This is a genomic window from Algibacter sp. 2305UL17-15, from assembly GCF_040720935.1.
Lineage (GTDB): Bacteria > Bacteroidota > Bacteroidia > Flavobacteriales > Flavobacteriaceae > Jejuia.
Genome location: NZ_JBFDAE010000018.1, coordinates 55325 through 76402, shown reverse-complemented (window position 1 = coordinate 76402; position 21078 = coordinate 55325). Strand labels below are relative to the sequence as shown.

Annotated in this window: 19 protein-coding genes; 13 read left to right on the top strand and 6 right to left on the bottom strand. The window is 34.4% G+C overall.

Going from position 1 to position 21078, the window contains the following annotated elements:
* Positions 1–40 precede the first annotated feature (40 nt).
* From metF to ABXQ82_RS16500, 3 genes are read left to right on the top strand one after another with little or no spacing between them, the layout of a single operon-like run.
* Positions 41–997, top strand: a complete 957-nt coding sequence (gene metF, locus ABXQ82_RS16510) for a methylenetetrahydrofolate reductase [NAD(P)H] (protein ID WP_367062326.1) — start codon at positions 41–43, stop codon at positions 995–997.
* A 33-nt stretch (positions 998–1030) separates the two neighbouring features.
* A complete protein-coding gene (locus tag ABXQ82_RS16505; protein ID WP_367062323.1) occupies positions 1031–2128 on the top strand; it encodes an acyloxyacyl hydrolase in 1098 nt (365 codons plus the stop codon).
* Entirely contained in the window at positions 2125–2871 is a 747-nt protein-coding gene (locus tag ABXQ82_RS16500) for a head GIN domain-containing protein (RefSeq protein WP_367062320.1), read from the top strand. Before ABXQ82_RS16505 ends, ABXQ82_RS16500 begins: the two co-directional genes overlap by 4 nt.
* Here the strand turns inward: ABXQ82_RS16500 and ABXQ82_RS16495 are convergent.
* From ABXQ82_RS16495 to gldA, 5 genes are all read right to left on the bottom strand, one after another.
* Positions 2857–4044: an acetate kinase gene (locus ABXQ82_RS16495; RefSeq protein ID WP_367062317.1), complete on the bottom strand. Its 1188-nt coding sequence runs from the start codon at positions 4042–4044 to the stop codon at positions 2857–2859. The two genes, ABXQ82_RS16500 and ABXQ82_RS16495, sit on opposite strands and share 15 nt — an antisense overlap.
* Positions 4045–4047: 3 nt before the next feature.
* Entirely contained in the window at positions 4048–6138 is a 2091-nt protein-coding gene (gene pta, locus ABXQ82_RS16490) for a phosphate acetyltransferase (RefSeq protein WP_367062314.1), read from the bottom strand.
* Positions 6139–6348: 210 nt separating this feature from the next.
* Entirely contained in the window at positions 6349–7908 is a 1560-nt protein-coding gene (locus ABXQ82_RS16485; protein WP_367062311.1) for a sugar porter family MFS transporter, read from the bottom strand.
* Positions 7909–8073: 165 nt separating this feature from the next.
* On the bottom strand, positions 8074–8409 hold the full coding sequence (locus ABXQ82_RS16480) for a hypothetical protein (protein WP_367062308.1): 336 nt from the start codon (positions 8407–8409) through the stop codon (positions 8074–8076).
* Positions 8410–9303: a gliding motility-associated ABC transporter ATP-binding subunit GldA gene (gene gldA / locus ABXQ82_RS16475; protein ID WP_367062305.1), complete on the bottom strand. Its 894-nt coding sequence runs from the start codon at positions 9301–9303 to the stop codon at positions 8410–8412.
* 283 nt (positions 9304–9586) lie between these two features.
* Between gldA and ABXQ82_RS16470 the strand changes: the two genes are divergently transcribed.
* The 4 genes from ABXQ82_RS16470 (at position 9587) to ABXQ82_RS16455 (ending at position 13802) form a co-directional block, all read left to right on the top strand.
* Positions 9587–10414 (top strand): prephenate dehydratase, encoded by an 828-nt coding sequence (locus ABXQ82_RS16470; RefSeq protein ID WP_367062302.1) that lies wholly within the window; start codon positions 9587–9589, stop codon positions 10412–10414.
* On the top strand, positions 10411–11556 hold the full coding sequence (locus ABXQ82_RS16465; RefSeq protein WP_367062299.1) for an aminotransferase class I/II-fold pyridoxal phosphate-dependent enzyme: 1146 nt from the start codon (positions 10411–10413) through the stop codon (positions 11554–11556). Before ABXQ82_RS16470 ends, ABXQ82_RS16465 begins: the two co-directional genes overlap by 4 nt.
* A gap of 166 nt (positions 11557–11722) precedes the next feature.
* Positions 11723–12571 (top strand): prephenate dehydrogenase, encoded by an 849-nt coding sequence (locus ABXQ82_RS16460; protein ID WP_367062296.1) that lies wholly within the window; start codon positions 11723–11725, stop codon positions 12569–12571.
* 148 nt (positions 12572–12719) lie between these two features.
* Complete coding sequence (locus ABXQ82_RS16455) at positions 12720–13802, top strand: bifunctional 3-deoxy-7-phosphoheptulonate synthase/chorismate mutase type II (RefSeq protein WP_367062293.1); 1083 nt, start codon at positions 12720–12722, stop codon at positions 13800–13802.
* 108 nt (positions 13803–13910) lie between these two features.
* Here the strand turns inward: ABXQ82_RS16455 and ABXQ82_RS16450 are convergent, their stop codons facing one another.
* Positions 13911–14363, bottom strand: coding sequence for a hypothetical protein (locus tag ABXQ82_RS16450; protein WP_367062290.1), 453 nt, complete (start codon positions 14361–14363; stop codon positions 13911–13913).
* A gap of 264 nt (positions 14364–14627) precedes the next feature.
* Between ABXQ82_RS16450 and rsgA the strand changes: the two genes are divergently transcribed.
* The 6 genes from rsgA (at position 14628) to ABXQ82_RS16420 (ending at position 21073) form a co-directional block, all read left to right on the top strand.
* Positions 14628–15578 (top strand): ribosome small subunit-dependent GTPase A, encoded by a 951-nt coding sequence (gene rsgA / locus ABXQ82_RS16445; RefSeq protein ID WP_367062287.1) that lies wholly within the window; start codon positions 14628–14630, stop codon positions 15576–15578.
* A 249-nt stretch (positions 15579–15827) separates the two neighbouring features.
* Positions 15828–16280: a D-aminoacyl-tRNA deacylase gene (dtd, locus tag ABXQ82_RS16440; RefSeq protein ID WP_367062284.1), complete on the top strand. Its 453-nt coding sequence runs from the start codon at positions 15828–15830 to the stop codon at positions 16278–16280.
* Entirely contained in the window at positions 16280–16807 is a 528-nt protein-coding gene (locus ABXQ82_RS16435; RefSeq protein WP_367062281.1) for a metal-dependent hydrolase, read from the top strand. The genes dtd and ABXQ82_RS16435 overlap by 1 nt, the downstream gene beginning before the upstream one ends.
* A gap of 68 nt (positions 16808–16875) precedes the next feature.
* On the top strand, positions 16876–18783 hold the full coding sequence (locus ABXQ82_RS16430) for a DUF3857 domain-containing protein (RefSeq protein WP_367062278.1): 1908 nt from the start codon (positions 16876–16878) through the stop codon (positions 18781–18783).
* A 5-nt stretch (positions 18784–18788) separates the two neighbouring features.
* Positions 18789–20747 (top strand): DUF3857 domain-containing protein, encoded by a 1959-nt coding sequence (locus tag ABXQ82_RS16425; RefSeq protein ID WP_367062275.1) that lies wholly within the window; start codon positions 18789–18791, stop codon positions 20745–20747.
* Positions 20747–21073 carry a nucleotide pyrophosphohydrolase gene (locus ABXQ82_RS16420; protein ID WP_367062272.1) on the top strand — a complete coding sequence of 109 codons (327 nt, stop codon included), beginning with the start codon at positions 20747–20749 and terminating at the stop codon, positions 21071–21073. The genes ABXQ82_RS16425 and ABXQ82_RS16420 overlap by 1 nt, the downstream gene beginning before the upstream one ends.
* The last annotated feature ends 5 nt before the right edge of the window (positions 21074–21078 follow it).

The window sequence follows — 21078 nt, the reverse complement described above, 5'->3', positions numbered from 1 at the left end:
ATGAGATTTCCGCCTTCGCGGGAATGACAAAAGATAACTGATGAAAGTAACAGATCACATAAAAAACGCCAAAGGAAAAACATTATTTTCTTTTGAGGTAATCCCGCCTAAAAAGGGAAAAAACATTCAGGATTTATACAATAATATAGACCCGTTAATGGAGTTTAACCCACCGTTTATTGATGTCACAACCTCACGCGAGGAGTATGTGTATATTGATAAAGGTAATGGGCTTTTAGATAAGCGTATCACCCGTATGCGCCCAGGTACGGTGGGTATTTGTGCGTCTATTATGCATAAATATAATGTAGATGCTATTCCACATTTATTGTGCGGTGGTTTTACCAAAGAGGAGACAGAATATGTGTTGGTGGACTGCCATTATTTAGGGCTTGATAACGTTATGGCGTTGCGCGGCGATTCCATGAAAGAAGAGGCTTATTTTAAACCTTGTGAAGGCGGACATGCTTTTGCTAGCGAATTGGTGGCGCAAATTGCAACCTTAAATAGAGGTAAATATTTACATGATGACGTTAAAGTAGAACATAATTCTGATTTCTGTATTGGTGTGGCAGGCTATCCGGAAAAACATATGGAAGCACCATCTTTAATTACCGATTTAAAACGTTTAAAAGCGAAGGTAGATGCTGGTGCAGATTATGTGGTAACGCAGATGTTCTTTGATAACCAGAAGTATTTTGAGTTTGTTAAAAAGGCGAAGGAAATTGGGATTAATGTCCCAATTATTCCAGGTATTAAACCTATTGCTGTAAAACGACATTTACAACTATTACCTCAGGTTTTTAAAATAGATTTACCACAAGATTTGATTGATGCCGTTGAAAACTGTAAGGATAATAAAGCGGTAAGACAGGTAGGGATTGAGTTTGCTATTCAGCAATCTAAAGAATTAAAAGCTGCGGGTGTTCCTGTGTTACATTATTACTCTATGGGAAAAAGTGATAATGTTAAGGCAATTGCAGAGGCGTTATTCTAAATAAACCGTTACATTTGCGTTAGAAACCCTAACATGAAGTTATTTTATTCCTACGTACTATGTTTTATCTGTGCGTTTACGTATGCACAAGATAAAACGCATACTTCTTATTATGACGTTAATTATTTTAAGGGTAACATAACGCTTCATAATGATGAAATTCTTCATTTAATAAAAGGGCATCCAGAGGGTGTGATTTTGGGTTGGAATAAAAAAACATTCGGATTTGAGGAATGGGAGCAACGTTACAATTATCCAGATTATGGCGTGTCTTTTGTATATCAAAACCTAAAAAACGAGGTTTTAGGGAAAAATTATTCGCTATATGCACACTATAATTTTTATTTTTTTAACCGTAATTTGATGATGCGGATAGGCCAAGGTTTAGCCTATACTACTAATCCGTATGATAAGGAAAACAACTTCAGGAATATAGCTTATGGTACGCAGTTAATGAGTAGTACTTACGTAGTGCTCAATTATAAAAAAGAACGGATTATTGATAGATTTGGTTTACAGGCAGGGTTTTCTTTAATCCATTACTCTAATGCGAATGTAAAAGCACCAAATGGAAGTACAAACTCTACAACGTTTAATTTGGGTATCACTTATAATTTAGATGACGAACAGCCAGAATATCAATATACTCTTGGGGAGAATGATAGAAAGTTTACCCAGCCCATAAAATATAATGTTGCTTTTAGAACAGGCGTTAATGAAAGTGATTTAATAGGAAGCGGTCAGTTTCCATTTTATATTTTTTCTGGGTATGCCGATAAGCGTATCAATAGAAAAAGTGCCATTCAATTAGGTACGGATGTTTTCTTTTCAAATTTTTTAAAAGAATTGATATATTACAGAAGCGTGGCCTTTCCAGAGGAAGGTGGCTCTGGAAACGAGGATCATAAGCGTATAGGCATTTTTGTAGGACATGAGTTGTTTCTAAATAAAACGAGTTTGGTTAGTCAATTGGGATATTATGCATATTATCCTTTTGAATTTGAAGGGCGTGTTTATATTAGGGCTGGACTAAAACGCTATTTTACAAAAAAATGGTTTGCTGCATTAACTTTAAAATCTCATGGTTTTAGAGCAGAAGGCGTTGAATTTGGAATTGGAATGAGATTATGAAAAGACTAAGTTATATTCTTATAGTATTTTTATGCGCTGCTTGCGATAGTGAAAATGCCAACGATTGTTTTCAAACCTCAGGAGCATTAATTCAACAGGAAATTTCAGTTGCAAGTTTTGATAAAATTTTAGTGCATCGGGATGTTGAATTGATTATAAAAGAAGCACCTCTTCAGAAAGTTGTTATAGAGACCGGGAAAAATTTATTGAATGAGGTTAGGGTTTCTGTTGAAAACGGAAAATTAGTTTTAAGAGATGATAATACATGTAACTTTGTACGTGATTATAGTGCTACAAAAATATATGTTAGTGCTCCAAATATTACCGAAATACGAAGTTCTACGCAGTATGATATAAGTTCCGATGGTGTTTTGACTTATCCAAGCTTATCAATTTTATCTGAAAATTTTAATGTTCCAGATACTTTTAATATTGGTAATTTCAATTTGAATATTGATAATAATGTTTTTAAAGTAGTGTTTAATGGGATCTCTAATTGTTTTATTTCTGGTAAAACGAATACATTGAATGTGCTATTTGCAGCAGGTGCTTCACGTTTTGAAGGGCGCGATCTCGTGGCTCAAAATGTTGGGGTTTCAAGCAGGAGCTCAAATGATATTATTGTTAATCCACAACAGCAAATTACCGGTAAAATAATGAGTACAGGAAATGTGATTTTAGTAAACACACCTCCAATAATTGATGTTGAAGAAGTTTATAAAGGACGCTTAATTTTTGAATAACTCTACCGACTGTTTTGCAATCTCTAACTCTTCATTAGTTGGAATTACTAATACTTTTACTTTTGAAGCATCAGTACTTACAACTGTTAGTTTATCTGGTCTTACCTGGTTTTTTTCAACATCTAAAGATATGCCTAAATAATCTAAATCTTCACAAATACGTTCTCGCATCGAAGGCGAGTTTTCTCCAATACCAGCAGTAAAAACAATGGCGTCCAATCCATTTAATACAGCAGCGTAACCTCCAATATATTTCTTAATACGGTATGCGTTCATATATAAAGCCAATTGGGAGTTTTTATCTCCGTTTTGCGCTTTGGCTTCTATTTCGCGCAAATCGCTGTGTCCCGTTAGTCCTAACATCCCACTCTTTTTTTGTAGAATAGTATTTATTTCATCTAAGCTAAAATTAAAACGTTTTGCCATGTGAAAAATAATAGAAGGGTCTATATCGCCAGAGCGTGTGCCCATTATGAGTCCCCCAACAGGAGAAAAACCAAGTGTGTGGTCAATGCTTTTTCCATCTTTAATAGCTGTCATACTACATCCGTTTCCTAAATGAACAGTAATGATTTTTGAATTTTCTTTCCCTAGATACTCAATTGCTTTTTCGGAAACATACTTATGGCTTGTACCATGAAATCCATATAAACGAATATGATGTTCTTCTAAATATTCATTGGGAATAGCATATTTATAAGCATATTCTGGGATAGAATGATGAAATGCTGTGTCAAAAACAGCAACTTGTTTTGCTTTGGGGAAAATAGCTTCTGCAACCTCAATACCTTCTAAATTAGCAGGATTATGCAAAGGTGCTAATGAGGATAAGGCTTTAATTTTTTCTTTTGTAGCTTGAGTTATTTCAGTAGTTTTACTAAAATGTTTTCCGCCGTGAACAACGCGATGGCCCACAACATCAATAGCATCCGCAGATTTGATAATACCTGTATCTTTATCTAATAATTGTTGTGATACTAATTCTAATCCAACCTTATGGTTTGGTATAGCTTCAACAATCTCAATTGTATCTTTATCGGTTTTGAATTTAAATTTTGCGTCATCAAACCCAATGCGTTCAATTAAGCCAGAACATAAAATAGTTTCTTCTGGCATAGAAATTAATTGGAATTTTAGAGAGGAACTTCCCGAATTTAAAATGAGTACTTGCATGTTCTAAATGTCTTGAGCTTGTATAGCGGTTATAATTACTGTGCTGTAAATATCATCAGCAGTACAGCCTCTACTTAAATCGTTTACGGGTTTGTTTAAACCTTGTAGCATGGGACCGATTGCTAATGCGCCTGTTTCGCGTTGCACCGCTTTATAGGTGTTATTTCCCGTGTTTAAATCAGGGAATATTAAAACACTTGCTTGTCCTGCAACTTCAGAATTTGGCAATTTACTTTGCCCAATGCGCATATCTACTGCAGCATCATACTGAATAGGACCTTCAATTTTAATATGAGGTGCTTGTTTTTTAACTATTTCCGTAGCTTCTCTTACGCGCTCTACATCGGCACCTTTTCCTGAGGCTCCAGAAGAATACGATAACATTGCTACTTTGGCTTCAACACCAAAATCTTCCGCGGTTTTTGCTGATGAAATCGCTATTTCTGCTAATTGTTCAGCATTCGGGTTTGGGTTTATGGCGCAATCTCCGAAAATGGAAACGCGATCTTCTAAGCACATAAAGAACACAGAGGATACAATGTTTACTCCGGGTTTGGTTTTTATAAATTGAAGTGCTGGACGTAAGGTGTGTGCTGTTGTGTGGAGTGCTCCTGAAACCATGCCATCTGCATGGCCTTTATAAATCATCATGGTTGCGAAATAGGACACATCAGACATGGCGTCTTTTGCCATATCTAAATTTACATCTTTATGTTTTCTAAGCTCATAAAAGGTGTTTGCATAATCATCAAAATGCGGAGATTCAATTGGGAAAACAACGTTTACATCTTCTAAATTTAATGGAATATCATACTTTATGAGGCGTTCTCTTATTTTTTCTTCTTCACCAATAAGTGTTAAATCAACTACATGGGCGTCAATTAATCGTGCGGCAGCTCTTAAAACACGTTCGTCATAACCTTCCGGAAGTACAATATGTTTTTTGTCCTTCAAGGCACGTTGCAACAAATTGTATTGAAACATTCTAGGTGTGAATATGCCAGATTGAAATGTGATTAAATCTTCAGATAATTTATCTGTATCTACATGCTTTTCGAAAGTAGCGATGGAAGTTTCGATTTTCTCAATATTCTCTGCGTAAATTCTTGACTTAATATTGCCTATAGCATTAGTAACCGAGAATGTGCCGCCTTTTACACTTATAATAGGAACAACGCTTGAAAGTCCTTCTATTAATTTTAAAATGGAGTCTTCAGGAATTAATCCACCAGTTAAAACAACTCCCGAAATTTTAGGGTAATTTTTTGAAACATTAGCTTGTAAAGCACCCAAAATAATATCGGCCCTATCTCCTGGGGTTATTACTAACGCATTTTCTTTAAGATGGGTTATATAGTTGCGCAATTGCATTGCGCCTACACTAAAGTTTTCAGATTGGTTGTTAATCATGTCTTCCCCAAACAGAATGTTTCCATCTAACTTTTTTATAATTTCTTTTATAGTGGGGCTTGCTAAACTTTTTATTTTTGGAATTACGGTAATGTCTGTGCCACTATTAATTCTAAATTTTAATAGTGTTTTTAATGGTTCAACATCTTTAGCGTCGATTTTGTTGGTCATTATAGACAATACATCAACCTCCTCTTTAAATGTATCATAGGATAACTGAACATTATCAACCACTTCAGATAATGATTTTCCATCGCCTTGAGAAACAATAATGGCGGGTAGGCCTAAGTTTTTAGAAATTAATAGATTGATGTCTAATTCTAAGCTGGAATTTTCATGCGAGAAATCGGTACCTTCAACTAAAACAAAATCAAAACGCTCTTCAAGATATTTGTATTTTTTGATAATTTCATCAATAACATCTCCAGATTTTCCTTTATTGTATAAATCAAGAACCTCATTTCTGGTATAAGCAAAGGTTTTTTTATAATTGATATCAATTTCAAAATGCGACACCACAGTATTAATATGGTTATCCATTTCACCCGCTTTGGTATCTTCAATAATGGGTCTAAAGTATCCTACTTTGGCAGTTTTACCCAGTAGCATTCGCATTAAGCCTAGAACAACAACCGATTTACCGCTGTTGGGTTCTATGGTTGCTACGTAAATTCCTTTACTCATTTGGTTTTGTTTATGGCAAATATACTATTATCTGCGGCAAATCATATGCAATAGTCCGTTATAAAACGAATACAAAAGTAGTGGATGAATAGCTGTTAAAAGATGATTTTTATCATGTAAATTAGCAATGATTTTGAGGGGAATTCATCTTTTGGAAATAAAACCTCTGTTGAGAATGACTATTCTAAACAGCGATTTATATAAATATACCTAATCAATTAACAATTCTTCTAGCTCTTCCAATGATTTGCCTTTTGTTTCGGGTACCATTTTCCATATAAGCACAAAGCCTATTACAGCGAATATACCAAAGAGTAGAAAAGTCAACGCATTTCCTAGAACGGATAATTGCCATGGGAAAAGTAATTGTATTAAAAAAGAGATCAAAAGATTTATTAAACCTACAAAAGAGATGGCTAAGGCTCTAATTTTGTTAGGAAATAGTTCCGAAAACAACACCCACATTACGGGGCCAATAGACATAGCAAATGCTCCAACAAAACCGATAATGCCAATCAAAATTAAAATGGTATTCATTTTAGCAGATGCCGTTACCAATGTAGTTTCATGTTTAGCAGCGGACTCTTCTCCTAGGGTATTTGTTATTGCGGTTTTGAAATCCAGGTCGTTGTCAAATACTTTGTCTTGAAGTAAAGAAATTTGATCTTTTTTTATTTCGGTAGGCAAATTGGCAATGGCTTCTTGACTAAGGGCGTAAGTTGCATCGTTAAATCCATAACTTAACAGGAATAAGCAAAACGCAATACCTAGCATTCCAATTATTAGCAATGGTTTTCTGCCAAATTTATCGATGGTTAAAATGGCTATAACAGTAAACCCTAAATTTGTAAGACCAACTAAAGCAGCCTGAATAAAAGAAGCGTCTGTGCCAATACCTGTTTGTTCAAAAATCATTGGTGCATAAAACAACACCGCATTGATACCAACCAATTGTTGAAATACTCCAACTATAATACCTATAACTAAAACTTTTCTCATGGATTTCTTGAATAGATCTCCATATCCAGACTTTTTCTTTTTAGTGTCTTCTAAAATACTTTGTGCTACTTCTTCAATTCGTGATTTGGCTTTCTTTTCCGGGAGGACTAACTTCATTACTTTTAAAGCTTCTTCTTTTTTGTTTTTGCTCATCAACCATCTTGGACTTCGAGGGACTATAAAAAGTCCCAAAAAGTAAAGAATAGCTGGAATTGCTTCTAATCCAAGCATCCATCGCCAATTCCATTTTCCAAAACCCATGGTTTTGGTCCATTCTGCATCTGAATTTCCCCATTGAAGAATTAAGTAATTTGTGAAAAATGCAACAGAAATACCTATCACGATATTTAATTGATTGAATGAAACCAATTGTCCTCTTTTGTCTGCGGGCGCAATTTCCGCAATGTACATGGGGGCAATAATCAATGCCGCTCCAACTGCCAAACCGCCAATCATTCTAAAGATTATCAACCATAAGAAAGTGCTCGCTAGAGCAGAGCCAACGGCGGAAATAGCAAATAAAATTGCAGCATATTTTAATATGTTTCTTCGGCCATATTTATCACTCATTGGGCCAGCAATCATCATCCCGACGGCTGCGGTTATGGTTATAGAGCTTACCGCCCAACCCAATTGTAATTTGGTAAGATTGAATTCGGGTTCTATAAATTTTACAACACCAGAAATAACCGATGCATCAAACCCAAGCAAAAAACCACCAAGAGCCACAATTGATGCTATTCTTATGATAAACATTTTTTTTGAATTCATGTTTTAAAGTCTTGTGTGTTAGTTGGTTTGCGACTAAAATGACACTTTTATCTTGTAAGTTTCAATATTCAAATATGAAATTAGTTTTATGTATGAACATGTTGTTGAGCTAGTTTTTATGGAATAAACTATAACAGTATTTTATTCCCAAGAAAGAAATGTTATTTATGATTCTGGCTTTTTTGGTTTAAATTTTTCTACAAAAACGATCCAGTAATAGGTTTCACATTTTATTAAGGGATAAAAAAAGAGATTAAGTTTGTTTTTTCTTTTTTCTAGTTTATTTCCAGTTTCGATCAAATAGTCATTTAAATCTATATTTTCTGGTTTGTTTAAAATAGCTAAAGCAAAAACTTTTGTACCGTCTGGAAGTACAGCCTCTACACGATGTCCGATAGTATTTGAGAAATGAATAATTTCTTTATTGTTTCTGAAATTTAGATAAAATGAGACATAAATAATGAATAAAACAAGGATAGAAATGTATATTTTTATTTTCATCTAATTCGAAGTCAACTCCCTAAACAAACTCTCCAAACTTGCATTCTTTTGATTCAGTTGCAAAATCTTCAATTGATTATCATGTGCAAAATCAAACACATAAGAGCGCATATCTTCAGAAGTCTTAAAAGTGATTTCATAAACAAAATCGTAAGTGTTTATCACTTTTGACGCTTTAGGAAGTTTTAATAAAAAAGCATCTTCCACGCGATAATCAAACTCTACAATAACCACTTGTTCTTTTTCGTCCCTTAAATCTTTTAGCGTTTTATCGGCAACAATTTCGCCTTTATTGATAATGATGACGCGATCGCACATGGCTTCAACTTCTTGCATGATATGAGTTGACAAAAAAACAGTCTTGGTTTTTCCAATAGATTTTATGAGATTCCGAATTTCAATCAATTGATTTGGATCTAATCCAGTAGTCGGTTCATCTAAAATCAAAACTTCAGGATCGTGCAATAAAGCAGTAGCTAAACCAACACGCTGGCGATATCCTTTAGAAAGTTGACCGATTTTTTTATGAATTTCTGGAGTTAATCCAGTTAATGCAATTACTTCATTAATTCTAGATTTATTAACCTTGTAAATATCGGCATTAAAGCTTAAGTATTCCTTAATGTACATGTCTAAATACAAAGGATTGTGTTCGGGCAGGTATCCCACGCTCTTTTGTATGTCTTGAAGTTGCTCTGAACTATAACCATTAACCTTAGTTTCTCCTGAAGACGGCTTAATGTAAGTGGTTAAAATCTTCATCATAGTTGACTTGCCAGCACCGTTTGGCCCTAAAAAACCAACAATTTCAGGTTGCTTTACTTTAAACGAAACGTTGTTAAGTGCTTTTTGGTTTCCGTAGAATTTAGAAACGTTGTGAACTTCAATAGACATATTGTGAAATTGTTTTGTCAAAAATAGTGATTATGTAACGTAATCTAAATTTTGATATAAAATCTTTAAAACTTTTAATAAACCCAAAAAAAAAGATTTATTGTATTTTGATTTCTTAAAATATTAACTACTTTAGCCACCGTAATTATGAGAACAACAACCTATTATACATATTTTAACTTTTTTTATTTCTTTTTTAGCAAAGAAATCGAGACGTTGTGTGTATAATTTATAAAAATATATTTTAAATGCAAGTCTCGATGAAAATCGAGACTTTTTTTATATGATTAAAACTGTAGCCATACAAGGAGCAAGAGGGTCCTTCCACCATATAGTATCTCAGGAGTTTTTTACTAACCCTGTAGCTATTATTGAGTGTATGACGTTTGATCGCGTTGTTGATGCACTCATCACAAAAGAATGTGATGCGGCAATTATGGCTTTGGAGAATTCTATTGCAGGGTCTATAATCCCGAATTATGCGTTGATTGATGATAATAAGCTTCATATTGTAGGCGAACATTATTTAGATATTCAGCATAATTTAATGGCATTGCCAAATCAAAGTATTGAAGCAATTACAGAAGTGTATTCGCACCCAATGGCTTTGTTGCAATGCAAAGCGTTTTTTAAACACTACCCACACATAAAGTTGGTAGAAGATAAAGATACTGCTGAGGTTGCAGAACGCATTCAAAAAAAACAGCTTAAAAACATTGGTGCGATTGCAAGTGTGATGGCTGCCGAAATTTTTGAATTGGATGTTTTGGCGCACAGTATTCAAACCATAAAGCACAATGAAACACGTTTTGCAATAGTGAAACGCACAAATTCTGAAGTGCCAGAAAGTGACATTAATAAAGCATCGATTAAGTTTGAAGCAGACCATAAACGGGGTAGTTTAGCAACTGTTTTAAATGTGATGAGCGACTGTAAATTGAATTTAACCAAAATACAGTCCTTACCAATTATAAAAACACCTTGGAAGTATGCCTTTTTTGTGGACATTACGTTTGAAGCTTACGAAGATTTTGCAAAAGCGAAGTCTATAATAGAAATTATGGCACAAGGATTTAAAGTGTTGGGCGAATATAAAAATGCCAAGTTATGATTGAGGTAGCAAAGCGATTACATACAGTTGAAGAATACTATTTCTCTAAAAAGTTAAGAGAGGTTGGACTACTTATTGCTAGTGGTAAACCCATTATTAACTTAGGGATTGGAAGTCCAGATTTGCAACCACCACAGAAGGTGATTGATGCAATTTCCAATAGTTTGTTTGATGCAACAGCGCATAAATATCAAGGGTATCAAGGATTACCTGAGTTAAGAGAAGCAATTGCTTCATTTTATAGTACGCATTTTTCTGTGAAGATAAATGCTACAAACGAGATACTCCCATTAATGGGAAGTAAGGAAGGCATCATGCATATTTCTTTGGCTTATTTGAATGAAGGGGATGAAGTATTGATTCCAAATCCAGGCTATCCAACCTACCAATCGGTTACTAAATTGGTGGGCGCAAAAGGGGTTTTGTATGATTTGGACGCTACCAATAATTGGATGCCAAATATTGAAGCTTTAGAGCAAGAGGATTTAAGCAAAGTGAAGTTAATGTGGGTCAATTATCCGCATATGCCAACAGGTGCAAAACCAACTGAAACCGTTTTTGAAGAACTGGTTGCTTTTGCAAGACGACATAATATTTTAATTGTAAACGACAATCCGTATAGTTTTGTTTTAAATGATAACCCAACCAGTATTTTAAGTATTGAAGGGGCTAAAGATGTATGTTTAGAATTAAACTCACTGAGCAAAACCTTTAATATGGCAGGATGGCGTGTTGGGATGGTTTTAGGAAATAGCGAACATATCAGTAATATTTTAAAAGTGAAGAGCAACATGGATTCCGGGATGTTTTACGGCATTCAGAAAGGCGCAATTGAAGCCTTAAAATGTTCGGAAATGTGGTTTGTAACGCTGAATAGTGTGTATAGGAAACGTCGGAATTTAGTTTGGAAATTAGCCGATGCATTGAATTGTACCTATGATAAGAATGCAACAGGACTATTTGTGTGGGCAAAATTACCACCATACTTGAAATCTGAGGAATTTATAGATTTAGTGTTGAAGGACAACCATATATTCATTACGCCAGGCACCATTTTTGGAACGCAGGGCGAAGGGTATATTCGTTTTTCATTGTGTGCATCAGAGGAGGTTTTGGAAGAAGCTATTGCGAGAGTGAAATAAGTTGGCAGTATTCAGTAAGCAGTTTACAGTTGTTGTGAATAGAAAAAAGTTGGCAGTTAGCAGTATTCAGTTAGCAGTCTAGGTAATAAAAAAGTAAAAATAACCATATATACTCTTAACTCATTTGAGTAAGAGTTCCCCCTTTTGGGGGTTAGGGGGCTTAGTTATGAAAAATATATACGCAATAGGAGTTGGTTTAATAGGAGGGAGTCTTGCTATTGATATTAAGAAAAATAATCCAGAGGTTATTATTCACGGTATCAGTAGAACAGAGGCGACTTTGGATACCGCCTTAGAGTTAAATTTGATTGACAAAAAAGCGACTCTTGACGATATCTCTAATGCAGATTTAGTGATCATATCTATTCCTGTTGATGCAACCGTAAAACTATTGCCAACTATTTTAGATAAAATATCGGATACGGGGTTGGTGGTTGATGCTGGTTCAACGAAAGAAGCAATTTGTAAGGTGGTTGAAAACCATCCAAAGCGAAGAAATTTTTTAGCAATGCATCCTATTGCTGGAACAGAACATTCTGGACCGACGGCTGCCATTGAAGGTTTGTTTAAAGGCAAAACAAACATTGTTTGTGAGGTTGAAAAAACGACATTTAAATTGCAAGAAAAGGCTTTGAAGTTGTTTACAGATATTGGGATGCGAATAAGATATATGAATCCTGTAGATCATGATAAGCACATAGCTTATATGTCTCATTTGTCGCATATCAGTTCGTTTATGTTGGGAAAAACGGTAATTGATAAAGAACGTAACGAACGTGATATTTTTGACATGGCTGGAAGTGGATTTGCTTCTACGGTACGTTTGGCAAAAAGTTCGCCAGAAATGTGGACGCCAATTTTTAAACAGAATAAAGCTAATGTGATTGAAACATTAGAAGAATATATAAATAACCTGAATCATTTTAAAGAGCTGATGGTAGCTGATAACTTTGAAGCGATTTTTGATGAGATGAAAAATACCAATCGAATAAAAGAAATTATAAGCCCCTCCTAGCTTTCCCATAGGGGAGGAACGCTCACTCATGTGAAACTTTAGTTTTTTTAAGTTTGAGTAAGCATTCTCCTCCTTTGGAAGGGGCTAGGGGAGGCTTAGTGAAATAAATAATAACGGAATAGCTTAAGCGGCTAAATATTAAGTAAAGATGGAAAACACAAAAAAAATGAGAACCTGGTTAGATGATTTAAATTTAGATCATCCGTTAGTAATTGCAGGGCCTTGTAGCGCAGAAACAGAAGAGCAAGTTTTAAAAATTGCACATGAGTTGAAAGATACTGATGTAAGTTATTTTAGAGCTGGAATTTGGAAACCAAGAACACGTCCAGGTAATTTTGAAGGTGTTGGAGCATTGGGTCTAAAATGGTTACAGAAAGTCAAGGCTGAAACAGGAATGAAAACCTGTACTGAAGTAGCGAACGCTGCGCATGTGAAATTGGCTTTGGAGCATGATATTGATTTATTATGGATTGGAGCACGTTCTACGGTGTCCCCTTTTATCATGCAAGAGATTGCAGATGCTTTAAAAGGAACTGATAAGCCAGTTTTAATTAAAAATCCGGTAAATCCAGATTTAGCGTTATGGTTAGGTGGTATTGAAAGGATTTACAGTTCTGGTGTTAAAAATATTGGAGCGATTCACAGAGGTTTTTCTACGTATGCAAAAACAAAATACAGAAATACTCCAGAATGGCAATTGGCTATCGAGTTTCAAAATAAATATCCCGATATTCCTTTAATTAACGATCCGTCGCATATCACAGGAAAGAGAGATATGATTCAGGAAGTATCTCAGGAGGCTTTAGATTTGAATTTTGATGGCTTGATGATTGAAACGCATTACGATCCAGATAATGCATGGAGCGATGCTGCACAACAGGTTACACCAGCTACATTGGTTCAAATTATGAAAGATTTGAAAATTAGAAAAGAAAGTAATACTGAGGAAGATTACACTAAAACGTTGAATAATTTAAGAGCACAGATAGATGTTGTTGACAACCAGATTTTAGAGTTATTGGGTAAGCGCATGCAAGCTGCCGATGGTATTGGAGCACTTAAGAAAAGTAAAAACGTTGCTGTTTTACAGTCTAAACGTTGGAACGAGATTTTAGGGAAAATGGTTCTTGAAGGAGAGCAACATGGTTTAAGCGAAGAGTTTATCTTAAGAATGTTTAAGGCGGTTCATCAAGAATCCATTAATCATCAAGAGAAGATTATAAACGGATAATTTTCGTTTTGTTATGATATAAAAAATGCCTCACGAAAGTGAGGCATTTTTTTGTTAATGCTCTGTAAACCTGAACTTGTTTCAGGTTCTGACAAAGTTGTTTTTGATTTATTTTTTAGTTCTTTTAAAAATATATCGAGTAATAAAAATACCTTGGTTATCATCTTTACCGGCATCGCTTTCTACGGCACTAGTTACAAAGGCTAGTTCCCAACCTTCTTCAACCATACTGCTAAGTTTAGAGCCTATTAACGCATCATTGGCGGCAATATTCTGAAAACGTATTCCAGCTATATTGTAAAAGTTTAAAAGTTTTGTTTCTTCAAAATCCTTAACACGTATATCTTTTCTTTTGGATTTGTTTCTGGTGTTATCTTCTTCTGTTTGTTCAGAAGTAAAGTCTTTGTAGTCTCTCTCTTCAACTGAAGATATAATTCTAGAACGTCCTAAACCACTCGGTACAATAGATTCTACACTTGTTACTACTTTAAACTCTACCTGCGCGCTAGTTTCAATAAAACTGAAAACTGCAATTGTGAATGCCAATACTAATTTTTTCATGTTGTTAAATTTTGAAATTATAAGATTAAAAAGCTAATATAGAATACCCTTAGGTTAAATTGTTCTTTTAATTTAAAGTATTGAAAGAGCTTTCTTTTTTATTATAGACAGTTCGCTTATTGAAAGGTTGCATGTAGAATGTTTAAAAGGTTTTATATTCTAAGTATAATTGCCGATGGAAAGCTATTAACACCCAAAAAAGCAATTATTGAGTAACCTAAATCAATTTAAAAATTGTTATTTTGTTTTACACTAATTTAATGAATGACAGGACACGTTTATAAATCTACTGGAAGCTGGTACACAGTTAAAACCCAATTGGGAGAGACATACCAATGCAGAATAAAAGGGAAGTTTCGCTTAAAGGATATTAAAAGCACCAACCCTATTGCGGTGGGAGATGTAGTTGATTTTGAATTGGAGACGAATAGTGATACTGTTTCTGGAATTATCCATAAAATTCATGATAGAACCAATTACATTGTAAGGAAATCGGTAAACCTTTCTAAGCAAACGCATATTATTTCAGCAAATATAGATCAGGTATTTTTGATGATTACCATTAACAATCCTCCTACTTTGACCAGTTTTATAGATCGGTTTTTAGTAACCGCGGAGGCATATTCCATAAAAACTGTTTTATTGTTCAATAAAATTGATACCTATGATGAAGACACGCTAAATGAAGTTAGGTATTTAGCACATGTCTATAGAAAAATAGGTTACGAATGTATTGGTATTTCGGCAATAACAGGTAAGAATGTAGAAAAGGTAAAAGGGCTGATGAAAGATAAAACGAGCATGTTTGCAGGTCATTCTGGTGTTGGTAAATCTACTTTGGTAAATGCCATAGAACCAGAACTGAATTTAAAAACCAAGGAGATTTCCAATTCGCACATGCAGGGACAACACACCACCACTTTTGCAGAAATGTTCGATACCACTTTTGGAGGAAGAATTATAGACACACCGGGCATTAAGGGTTTTGGTGTTGTTGACATGGATAAGGAGGAAGTAGGCGATTATTTCCCTGAACTTTTTGTCCTAAAACAAGATTGTAAGTTTAATAACTGCCTGCATTTAAAAGAACCTAAATGCGCCGTAAAAAATGCTTTAGAGAATAACGACATTGAGTATTCACGCTATAGAAGTTATGTACAAATTTTAGAAGGCGAAGATGAACATTACAGAACTGATAATTGGGAGGAGCAGTAAGGCAGTTGGCAGTATTTAGTCAGCAGTATGCAGTTGGCAGTATGCAGTTGGCAGTTTATAGTCTCAGTATTCAGTTAGCAGTATGCAGTCGCAGTAAACAGTCTTGGTTGACATTAAGTCACTTCATTCTTTGTGCCTTCGCGCCCCTACCTGCCGGTAGGTTTGCGAGAAATTCTATGGGAAACTCTGTGCATCTTAGAGTATCTCTGTGAAACATTTTTAACAACAAATAAAATTCCCTTGGGATTTATGAAAGTAGTCATCCAAAGAGTATCCAAAGCAAGTGTAACAATTGAAGAACAAAAAGTAGCTTCCATAGAAAACGGACTTTTAGTTTTACTAGGCATCATAAATGAAGATACACAAGAAGACATCGATTGGTTATGTAACAAAATAGCAAACCTCAGGATATTTGGAGACGAAAATGGCGTCATGAATAACTCTGTTATTGATGTGGATGGAGAAATTATAGCCGTAAGCCAGTTTACATTATATGCTGCCACAAAAAAGGGAAATAGACCAAGCTATATAAAAGCAGCAAAACCAGATGTTGCAATTCCGCTTTACGAAACATTTGTAAAAACATTAGAAAGTATTTTAAATAAACCAGTACAAGCGGGACAATTTGGTGCAAACATGCAAGTTGAATTAATCAATGACGGCCCTGTAACCATTATCATAGATTCCAAAAACAAAGAGTAATGGCATCTATATTTGGTCATAGTATTGTAGGATACACGCTTTATAAGGTCATTGATAATAAAAACCTGAAATGGTTGATTCTAGCCGCTATTTTTTCAACAATTCTTCCAGACTTTGATGTGATTGGTTTTAGAATGGACGTTCCATACGAATCTCCTTTAGGACATCGTGGGTTTTCACATTCAATCTTATTTGCGCTTTTATGGAGCTTATTACTAATGTTTACTATTGGAAGAAAACATAAGGTAATCTGGTTTTTAGTGATTTTTTTGTCAACCCTGTCTCATGGATTACTAGACGCTTTAACTACAGGAGGCGAGGGTGTCGGTTTTTTTATTCCGTTTGAGAATTCTCGATATTTCTTTCCATGGCGCGTTATAAAAGTTTCTCCATTAAGTATTGGAAGCTTTTTTACAGAATGGGGCATGCAAGTTATTTGGAGTGAAATTAAATACATTTTTTTACCGTGTTTTATGGTGTTAACTGTGCGATTTTTAGTTAATTTGTTTAAAGTGAAACTTACGTAACATGATATTTCTCATGAAATTGTAGTTTTTCTATCCATAATTTTGGGATTTAATTTTGATGCTCCAACATGAATTTAAAAAATAGTATTGGTATTTTAGTCTTGTTCGTTTGTTATGTGTCTCATTCGCAAGACCTTAATTACACCAGTTTAACCATTCCTGAAAATCTAAAAAAAAATGCCAATGCGGTTATTCGCTCCGACGAAGTTAATGTCGTCATTAAGTCCATCGATGAAATGGTCATAACCAAAAAGCGAGTAATAACAGTTTTAAACGGTAAAGGCAAAAACAGTGTTCGTGCCAGAGTACGTTATGACGATGGCATTAAAATAAGAACATTACAAGCTTTGGTTTTTAATTCTTTCGGTGTCCAAATAAAAAAGATAAGGAAGAATGATTTTAGAGATGTAAGTGCTGTTAGCGGAGGTACGTTGTATTCTGACTCTAGATTAAAGTATTTGGATTATACACCGGTTTCATATCCTTATACTATTGAATTTATTTCGGAAATAGAAACTAATAACACAGCTTTTATACCGAGATTTTTCCCTCTTCAAAATTCATATGTTAGTGTAGAAAGTAGTTCTTACGGTATAGAATATCCCGAACAAATCACTTTAAGAAAAAAAGAGAATAATCTTGAGGGGGTCGATGTTACTTTTAAGGAATCGGAAGGGCTAATATCCTATCAAATAAAAAACATGGAAGCATTTGAACCTGAGTCTTATAGTCCTTCGTTTAGCGGGGTGGTTCCCAATGTGTTTTTTGCTTCAAAACAATTTTCCTTAGAAGGTGTAAATGCTGAAGTGGAGACTTGGGACGATTTTGGAAAATGGATGTATAAAGATTTGATTAAAGATGCCTATGATTTGCCAGTTAGCACTATCGAAAAAATTAAGGACTTGGTTAAAAATGAAAAAGATGATATAGAAAAAGCAAAAAAAATCTACCAATACGTTCAGGATAAAACGAGATATATTAGCGTTCAAGTAGGTATTGGTGGTTGGAAACCCTATAGTGCATCATATGTGGATAGGTTGGGGTATGGTGATTGTAAAGCTTTGACAAATTATACAATGTCTCTGCTTAAAGCGGTGGGAATTGAGTCAAACTACACCGTTTTATACGCTGGAGATTCTCAAATGAATATTGATAAAGATTTCACTTCTATACAAGGAAATCATGTGTGTTTATCGATCCCAACAGCTAACGAAACCATCTGGCTAGAATGTACAAGTCAAAAAAGCCCTTTCGGGTTTATAGGCGATTTTACCGACGACAGGGACGTACTGGTAATAACACCCGAAGGCGGAAAAATTAAGCACACAAAAAAATATACCACCGAAGAAAACACTCAGATTTTAAAAGGGAACTATTCTATTTCAAATGAAGGCGATATAACTGCGCATGTACAAGTATCTTCAAAAGGTATTCAGTATGATGATAAGTTCAATATTGAAAATTATGATGACAGAGATAGGGATATGGCTTATAAAAAACGATGGCGTTATATCAACAACATCAGTTTTGATGCTATAGTTCTTGAAAACGATAAGGATAGCATACAATTTACTGAAACCTTAAGTTTTACAGCAAAAAATTACACCAAAAATGCAGGCACTAGGATGCTTTTTTCCATCAACGCTTTAAACAGAAATAGACACGTCCCAGATCGTTATAGAAAAAGAACATTACCAGTAAAAGTAAAGCGAGGATTTGTGGATAAGGATAATGTAACAATAACATTGCCCGAAGGTTATAAAATAGAATCGCTGCCAAAAAACAAGACCATAGAAAATAAATTTGGTAGTTATAAAACCAAAATTACAGTTCAGGGCGATAACACATTGAATTACAAAAGAGAATTTATCGTAAAAGATGGCGAATATCCAAAAGAAGATTACACAAAGTTTAGAGCCTTTTATAAAGAAGTTTCAAAAATGGATAATGCAAAAATCGCATTGATTAAAAAGTAAATTAAATGAAAGTAGTAGCAGTTTTATTATGCCTAAGTTTTTCATTATCTGCCTTTGCTCAAAATTATGATTTTGGTAAAGTATCCAAAGAAGAATTAGAAGAGAAGTTCAATCCTTTAGATTCGTCGGCAAACGCAGCATATTTGTATAAATACAGACGCACATATTTCGAGTATTCAGAACAAGAAGGGTTTGAGTTGATTACTGAAATCCATGAGCGTGTAAAAATATACCATCAAGATGGATTTAAGTATGCAACAAAACCCATAAGATTGTATAAGAGCCGCAGCAGCAAAGAAGAGGCGCACAATATAAAAGCTTATACTTACAATTTAATTGATGGAAAAGTAGAAGATACAAAACTTGATAAAAAAGACATATTTAGAACAGAAAAATCTAAATATAGAGATGAGACAAAATTCACTATGCCCAATATTAAAGAGGGCTCAGTTATAGAATATAAGTATAAAGTATATTCCCCTTTTTACTCAAATATTGACGATTTTGTGTTCCAAAACGATATTCCTATCAAAAAATTAAATGCCAAGTTTGAAGCCCCAGAGTATTTTAAATTTAAGTTAAACGCAAGAGGCTTTTTACCAATTACCCCAAAAAAAGAAAATAGAAATGATCGTTTTATGATTGGCAGTACTAAAATTGATTTCACTAAAGAGTGTTATGAATATAACTTAACTAATATACCAGCGCTAAAAGAAGAGCCCCATGTTAACAGTATAAATAATTATAGGTCGGCAATAAGTTATGAACTGTCTTACACCAATTTTCCGCAATCTCCGGTTAAATATTATTCTACCACTTGGGAGGACGTTGTAAAAAATATTTATGAGAGCTCCAATTTTGGTGGTGAATTAGATAAAGAAGGCTACTATGAAGATGATATTGATGCACTTATAAGTACAGTTTCAAATCCAGAAAAAAGAGTGGCTCTAATTTTTGAATATGTAAAGTCAAAAATTAAATGGAACGGTTATTATGGTTATTACACTAGTGATGGCGTAAAAACAGCGTATAAAGAGCAGGTAGGTAACGTTGCCGAAATAAATTTAATGCTGACCTCAATGTTACGTTATGCTGGTATAAAAGCATACCCGGTTTTAGTAAGTACGAGGCGAAATGGCGTTCCCTTATTTCCAACCAGAGAAGGTTATAATTATGTCATAACTTATGTGAAATATGCCGATACAGTCTTGTTGCTAGATGCCACAAGTAAATACAGTATGCCAAATGTATTACCATTTAGAGCCTTAAATTGGCAAGGTAGAATTATTACAGATCATGGTAGTTCTGCTTTAATAGATTTGTATCCTAAAAACATATCTAAAAATACAGTATCGTTATTTGCTAAATTAGATGAAACAGGAACAATTGAAGGGCAAATGCGCGCCGTAAAAACTGGTCATAAAGCGAGAACGTATCGCAATTCATATAACAATGAAGATGAAGATAAATTTATAGAAAATTTAGAAAATAAATATGATGGTATTGAGGTTGCTGAATTTAGCGTGAAAAATAATACCGAACTTGATAAGCCCGTAATGGAAAATTGTAAGTTTACCATGGAAAGTCAGGCAGATATCATAAACGATAAGATCTATTTCTCGCCGTTGTTTTTCTTCAGGACGAATGAAAGCCCTTTTAAATTAGAATCCAGAGAGTTTCCAGTAGATTTTGGCTATCCTTCAGATGATATTTATAGATTTAATATAACACTTCCTGAAGGCTATAAAATAGCATCTGCCCCACAAAGTAAAATGCTAAAGCTTCCTGATAATTTGGGGTCTTTTTCGTATCAAATTAAGGCAATAGGAAATACCGTGCAACTTGTAGTAGATTCTAAAATAAATGTACCAATTGTATCTCCAATATATTATGACGCTTTAAAATCTTATTTTAGCGACTTAATAGAAGCAGAAAACGAACAAATAGTGTTAACCAGAAAATAATGGATATAAAAAACGCTCAAAAAATAGTTGACGATTGGATTAACGAACATGGTGTACGTTATTTCAACGAGTTGACCAACATGGCACAGCTTACAGAAGAAGTAGGTGAAGTTGCCAGAATTATTGCCCGCCGTTATGGAGAACAAAGTGAAAAGGAAAGCGATAAAGATAAGGACCTTGGCGAAGAACTAGCCGATGTTTTGTTCGTAGTATTGTGTCTTGCAAACCAAACAGGAGTTGATTTACAACAGGCTTTTGATAAACGCATGGATAAAAAAGCCAAACGAGACCACGATAGACACCACAATAATCAAAAATTAAAGTAAATTTG

What these genes read in the sequence shown, in the direction of transcription:
- ABXQ82_RS16450 (WP_367062290.1), bottom strand. Translation starts at nt 14,363, where the DNA reads ATGAAAAAATTAGTATTGGCATTCACAATTGCAGTTTTCAGTTTTATT.
- pta (WP_367062314.1), bottom strand. Translation starts at nt 6,138, where the DNA reads ATGAGTAAAGGAATTTACGTAGCAACCATAGAACCCAACAGCGGTAAA.
- ABXQ82_RS16495 (WP_367062317.1), bottom strand. Translation starts at nt 4,044, where the DNA reads ATGCAAGTACTCATTTTAAATTCGGGAAGTTCCTCTCTAAAATTCCAA.
- metF (WP_367062326.1), top strand. Translation starts at nt 41, where the DNA reads ATGAAAGTAACAGATCACATAAAAAACGCCAAAGGAAAAACATTATTT.
- dtd (WP_367062284.1), top strand. Translation starts at nt 15,828, where the DNA reads ATGAAAGTAGTCATCCAAAGAGTATCCAAAGCAAGTGTAACAATTGAA.
- ABXQ82_RS16420 (WP_367062272.1), top strand. Translation starts at nt 20,747, where the DNA reads ATGGATATAAAAAACGCTCAAAAAATAGTTGACGATTGGATTAACGAA.
- ABXQ82_RS16455 (WP_367062293.1), top strand. Translation starts at nt 12,720, where the DNA reads ATGGAAAACACAAAAAAAATGAGAACCTGGTTAGATGATTTAAATTTA.
- ABXQ82_RS16425 (WP_367062275.1), top strand. Translation starts at nt 18,789, where the DNA reads ATGAAAGTAGTAGCAGTTTTATTATGCCTAAGTTTTTCATTATCTGCC.
- ABXQ82_RS16430 (WP_367062278.1), top strand. Translation starts at nt 16,876, where the DNA reads ATGAATTTAAAAAATAGTATTGGTATTTTAGTCTTGTTCGTTTGTTAT.
- rsgA (WP_367062287.1), top strand. Translation starts at nt 14,628, where the DNA reads ATGACAGGACACGTTTATAAATCTACTGGAAGCTGGTACACAGTTAAA.
- ABXQ82_RS16485 (WP_367062311.1), bottom strand. Translation starts at nt 7,908, where the DNA reads ATGAATTCAAAAAAAATGTTTATCATAAGAATAGCATCAATTGTGGCT.
- ABXQ82_RS16470 (WP_367062302.1), top strand. Translation starts at nt 9,587, where the DNA reads ATGATTAAAACTGTAGCCATACAAGGAGCAAGAGGGTCCTTCCACCAT.
- ABXQ82_RS16500 (WP_367062320.1), top strand. Translation starts at nt 2,125, where the DNA reads ATGAAAAGACTAAGTTATATTCTTATAGTATTTTTATGCGCTGCTTGC.
- ABXQ82_RS16505 (WP_367062323.1), top strand. Translation starts at nt 1,031, where the DNA reads ATGAAGTTATTTTATTCCTACGTACTATGTTTTATCTGTGCGTTTACG.
- ABXQ82_RS16435 (WP_367062281.1), top strand. Translation starts at nt 16,280, where the DNA reads ATGGCATCTATATTTGGTCATAGTATTGTAGGATACACGCTTTATAAG.
- ABXQ82_RS16480 (WP_367062308.1), bottom strand. Translation starts at nt 8,409, where the DNA reads ATGAAAATAAAAATATACATTTCTATCCTTGTTTTATTCATTATTTAT.
- gldA (WP_367062305.1), bottom strand. Translation starts at nt 9,303, where the DNA reads ATGTCTATTGAAGTTCACAACGTTTCTAAATTCTACGGAAACCAAAAA.
- ABXQ82_RS16460 (WP_367062296.1), top strand. Translation starts at nt 11,723, where the DNA reads ATGAAAAATATATACGCAATAGGAGTTGGTTTAATAGGAGGGAGTCTT.
- ABXQ82_RS16465 (WP_367062299.1), top strand. Translation starts at nt 10,411, where the DNA reads ATGATTGAGGTAGCAAAGCGATTACATACAGTTGAAGAATACTATTTC.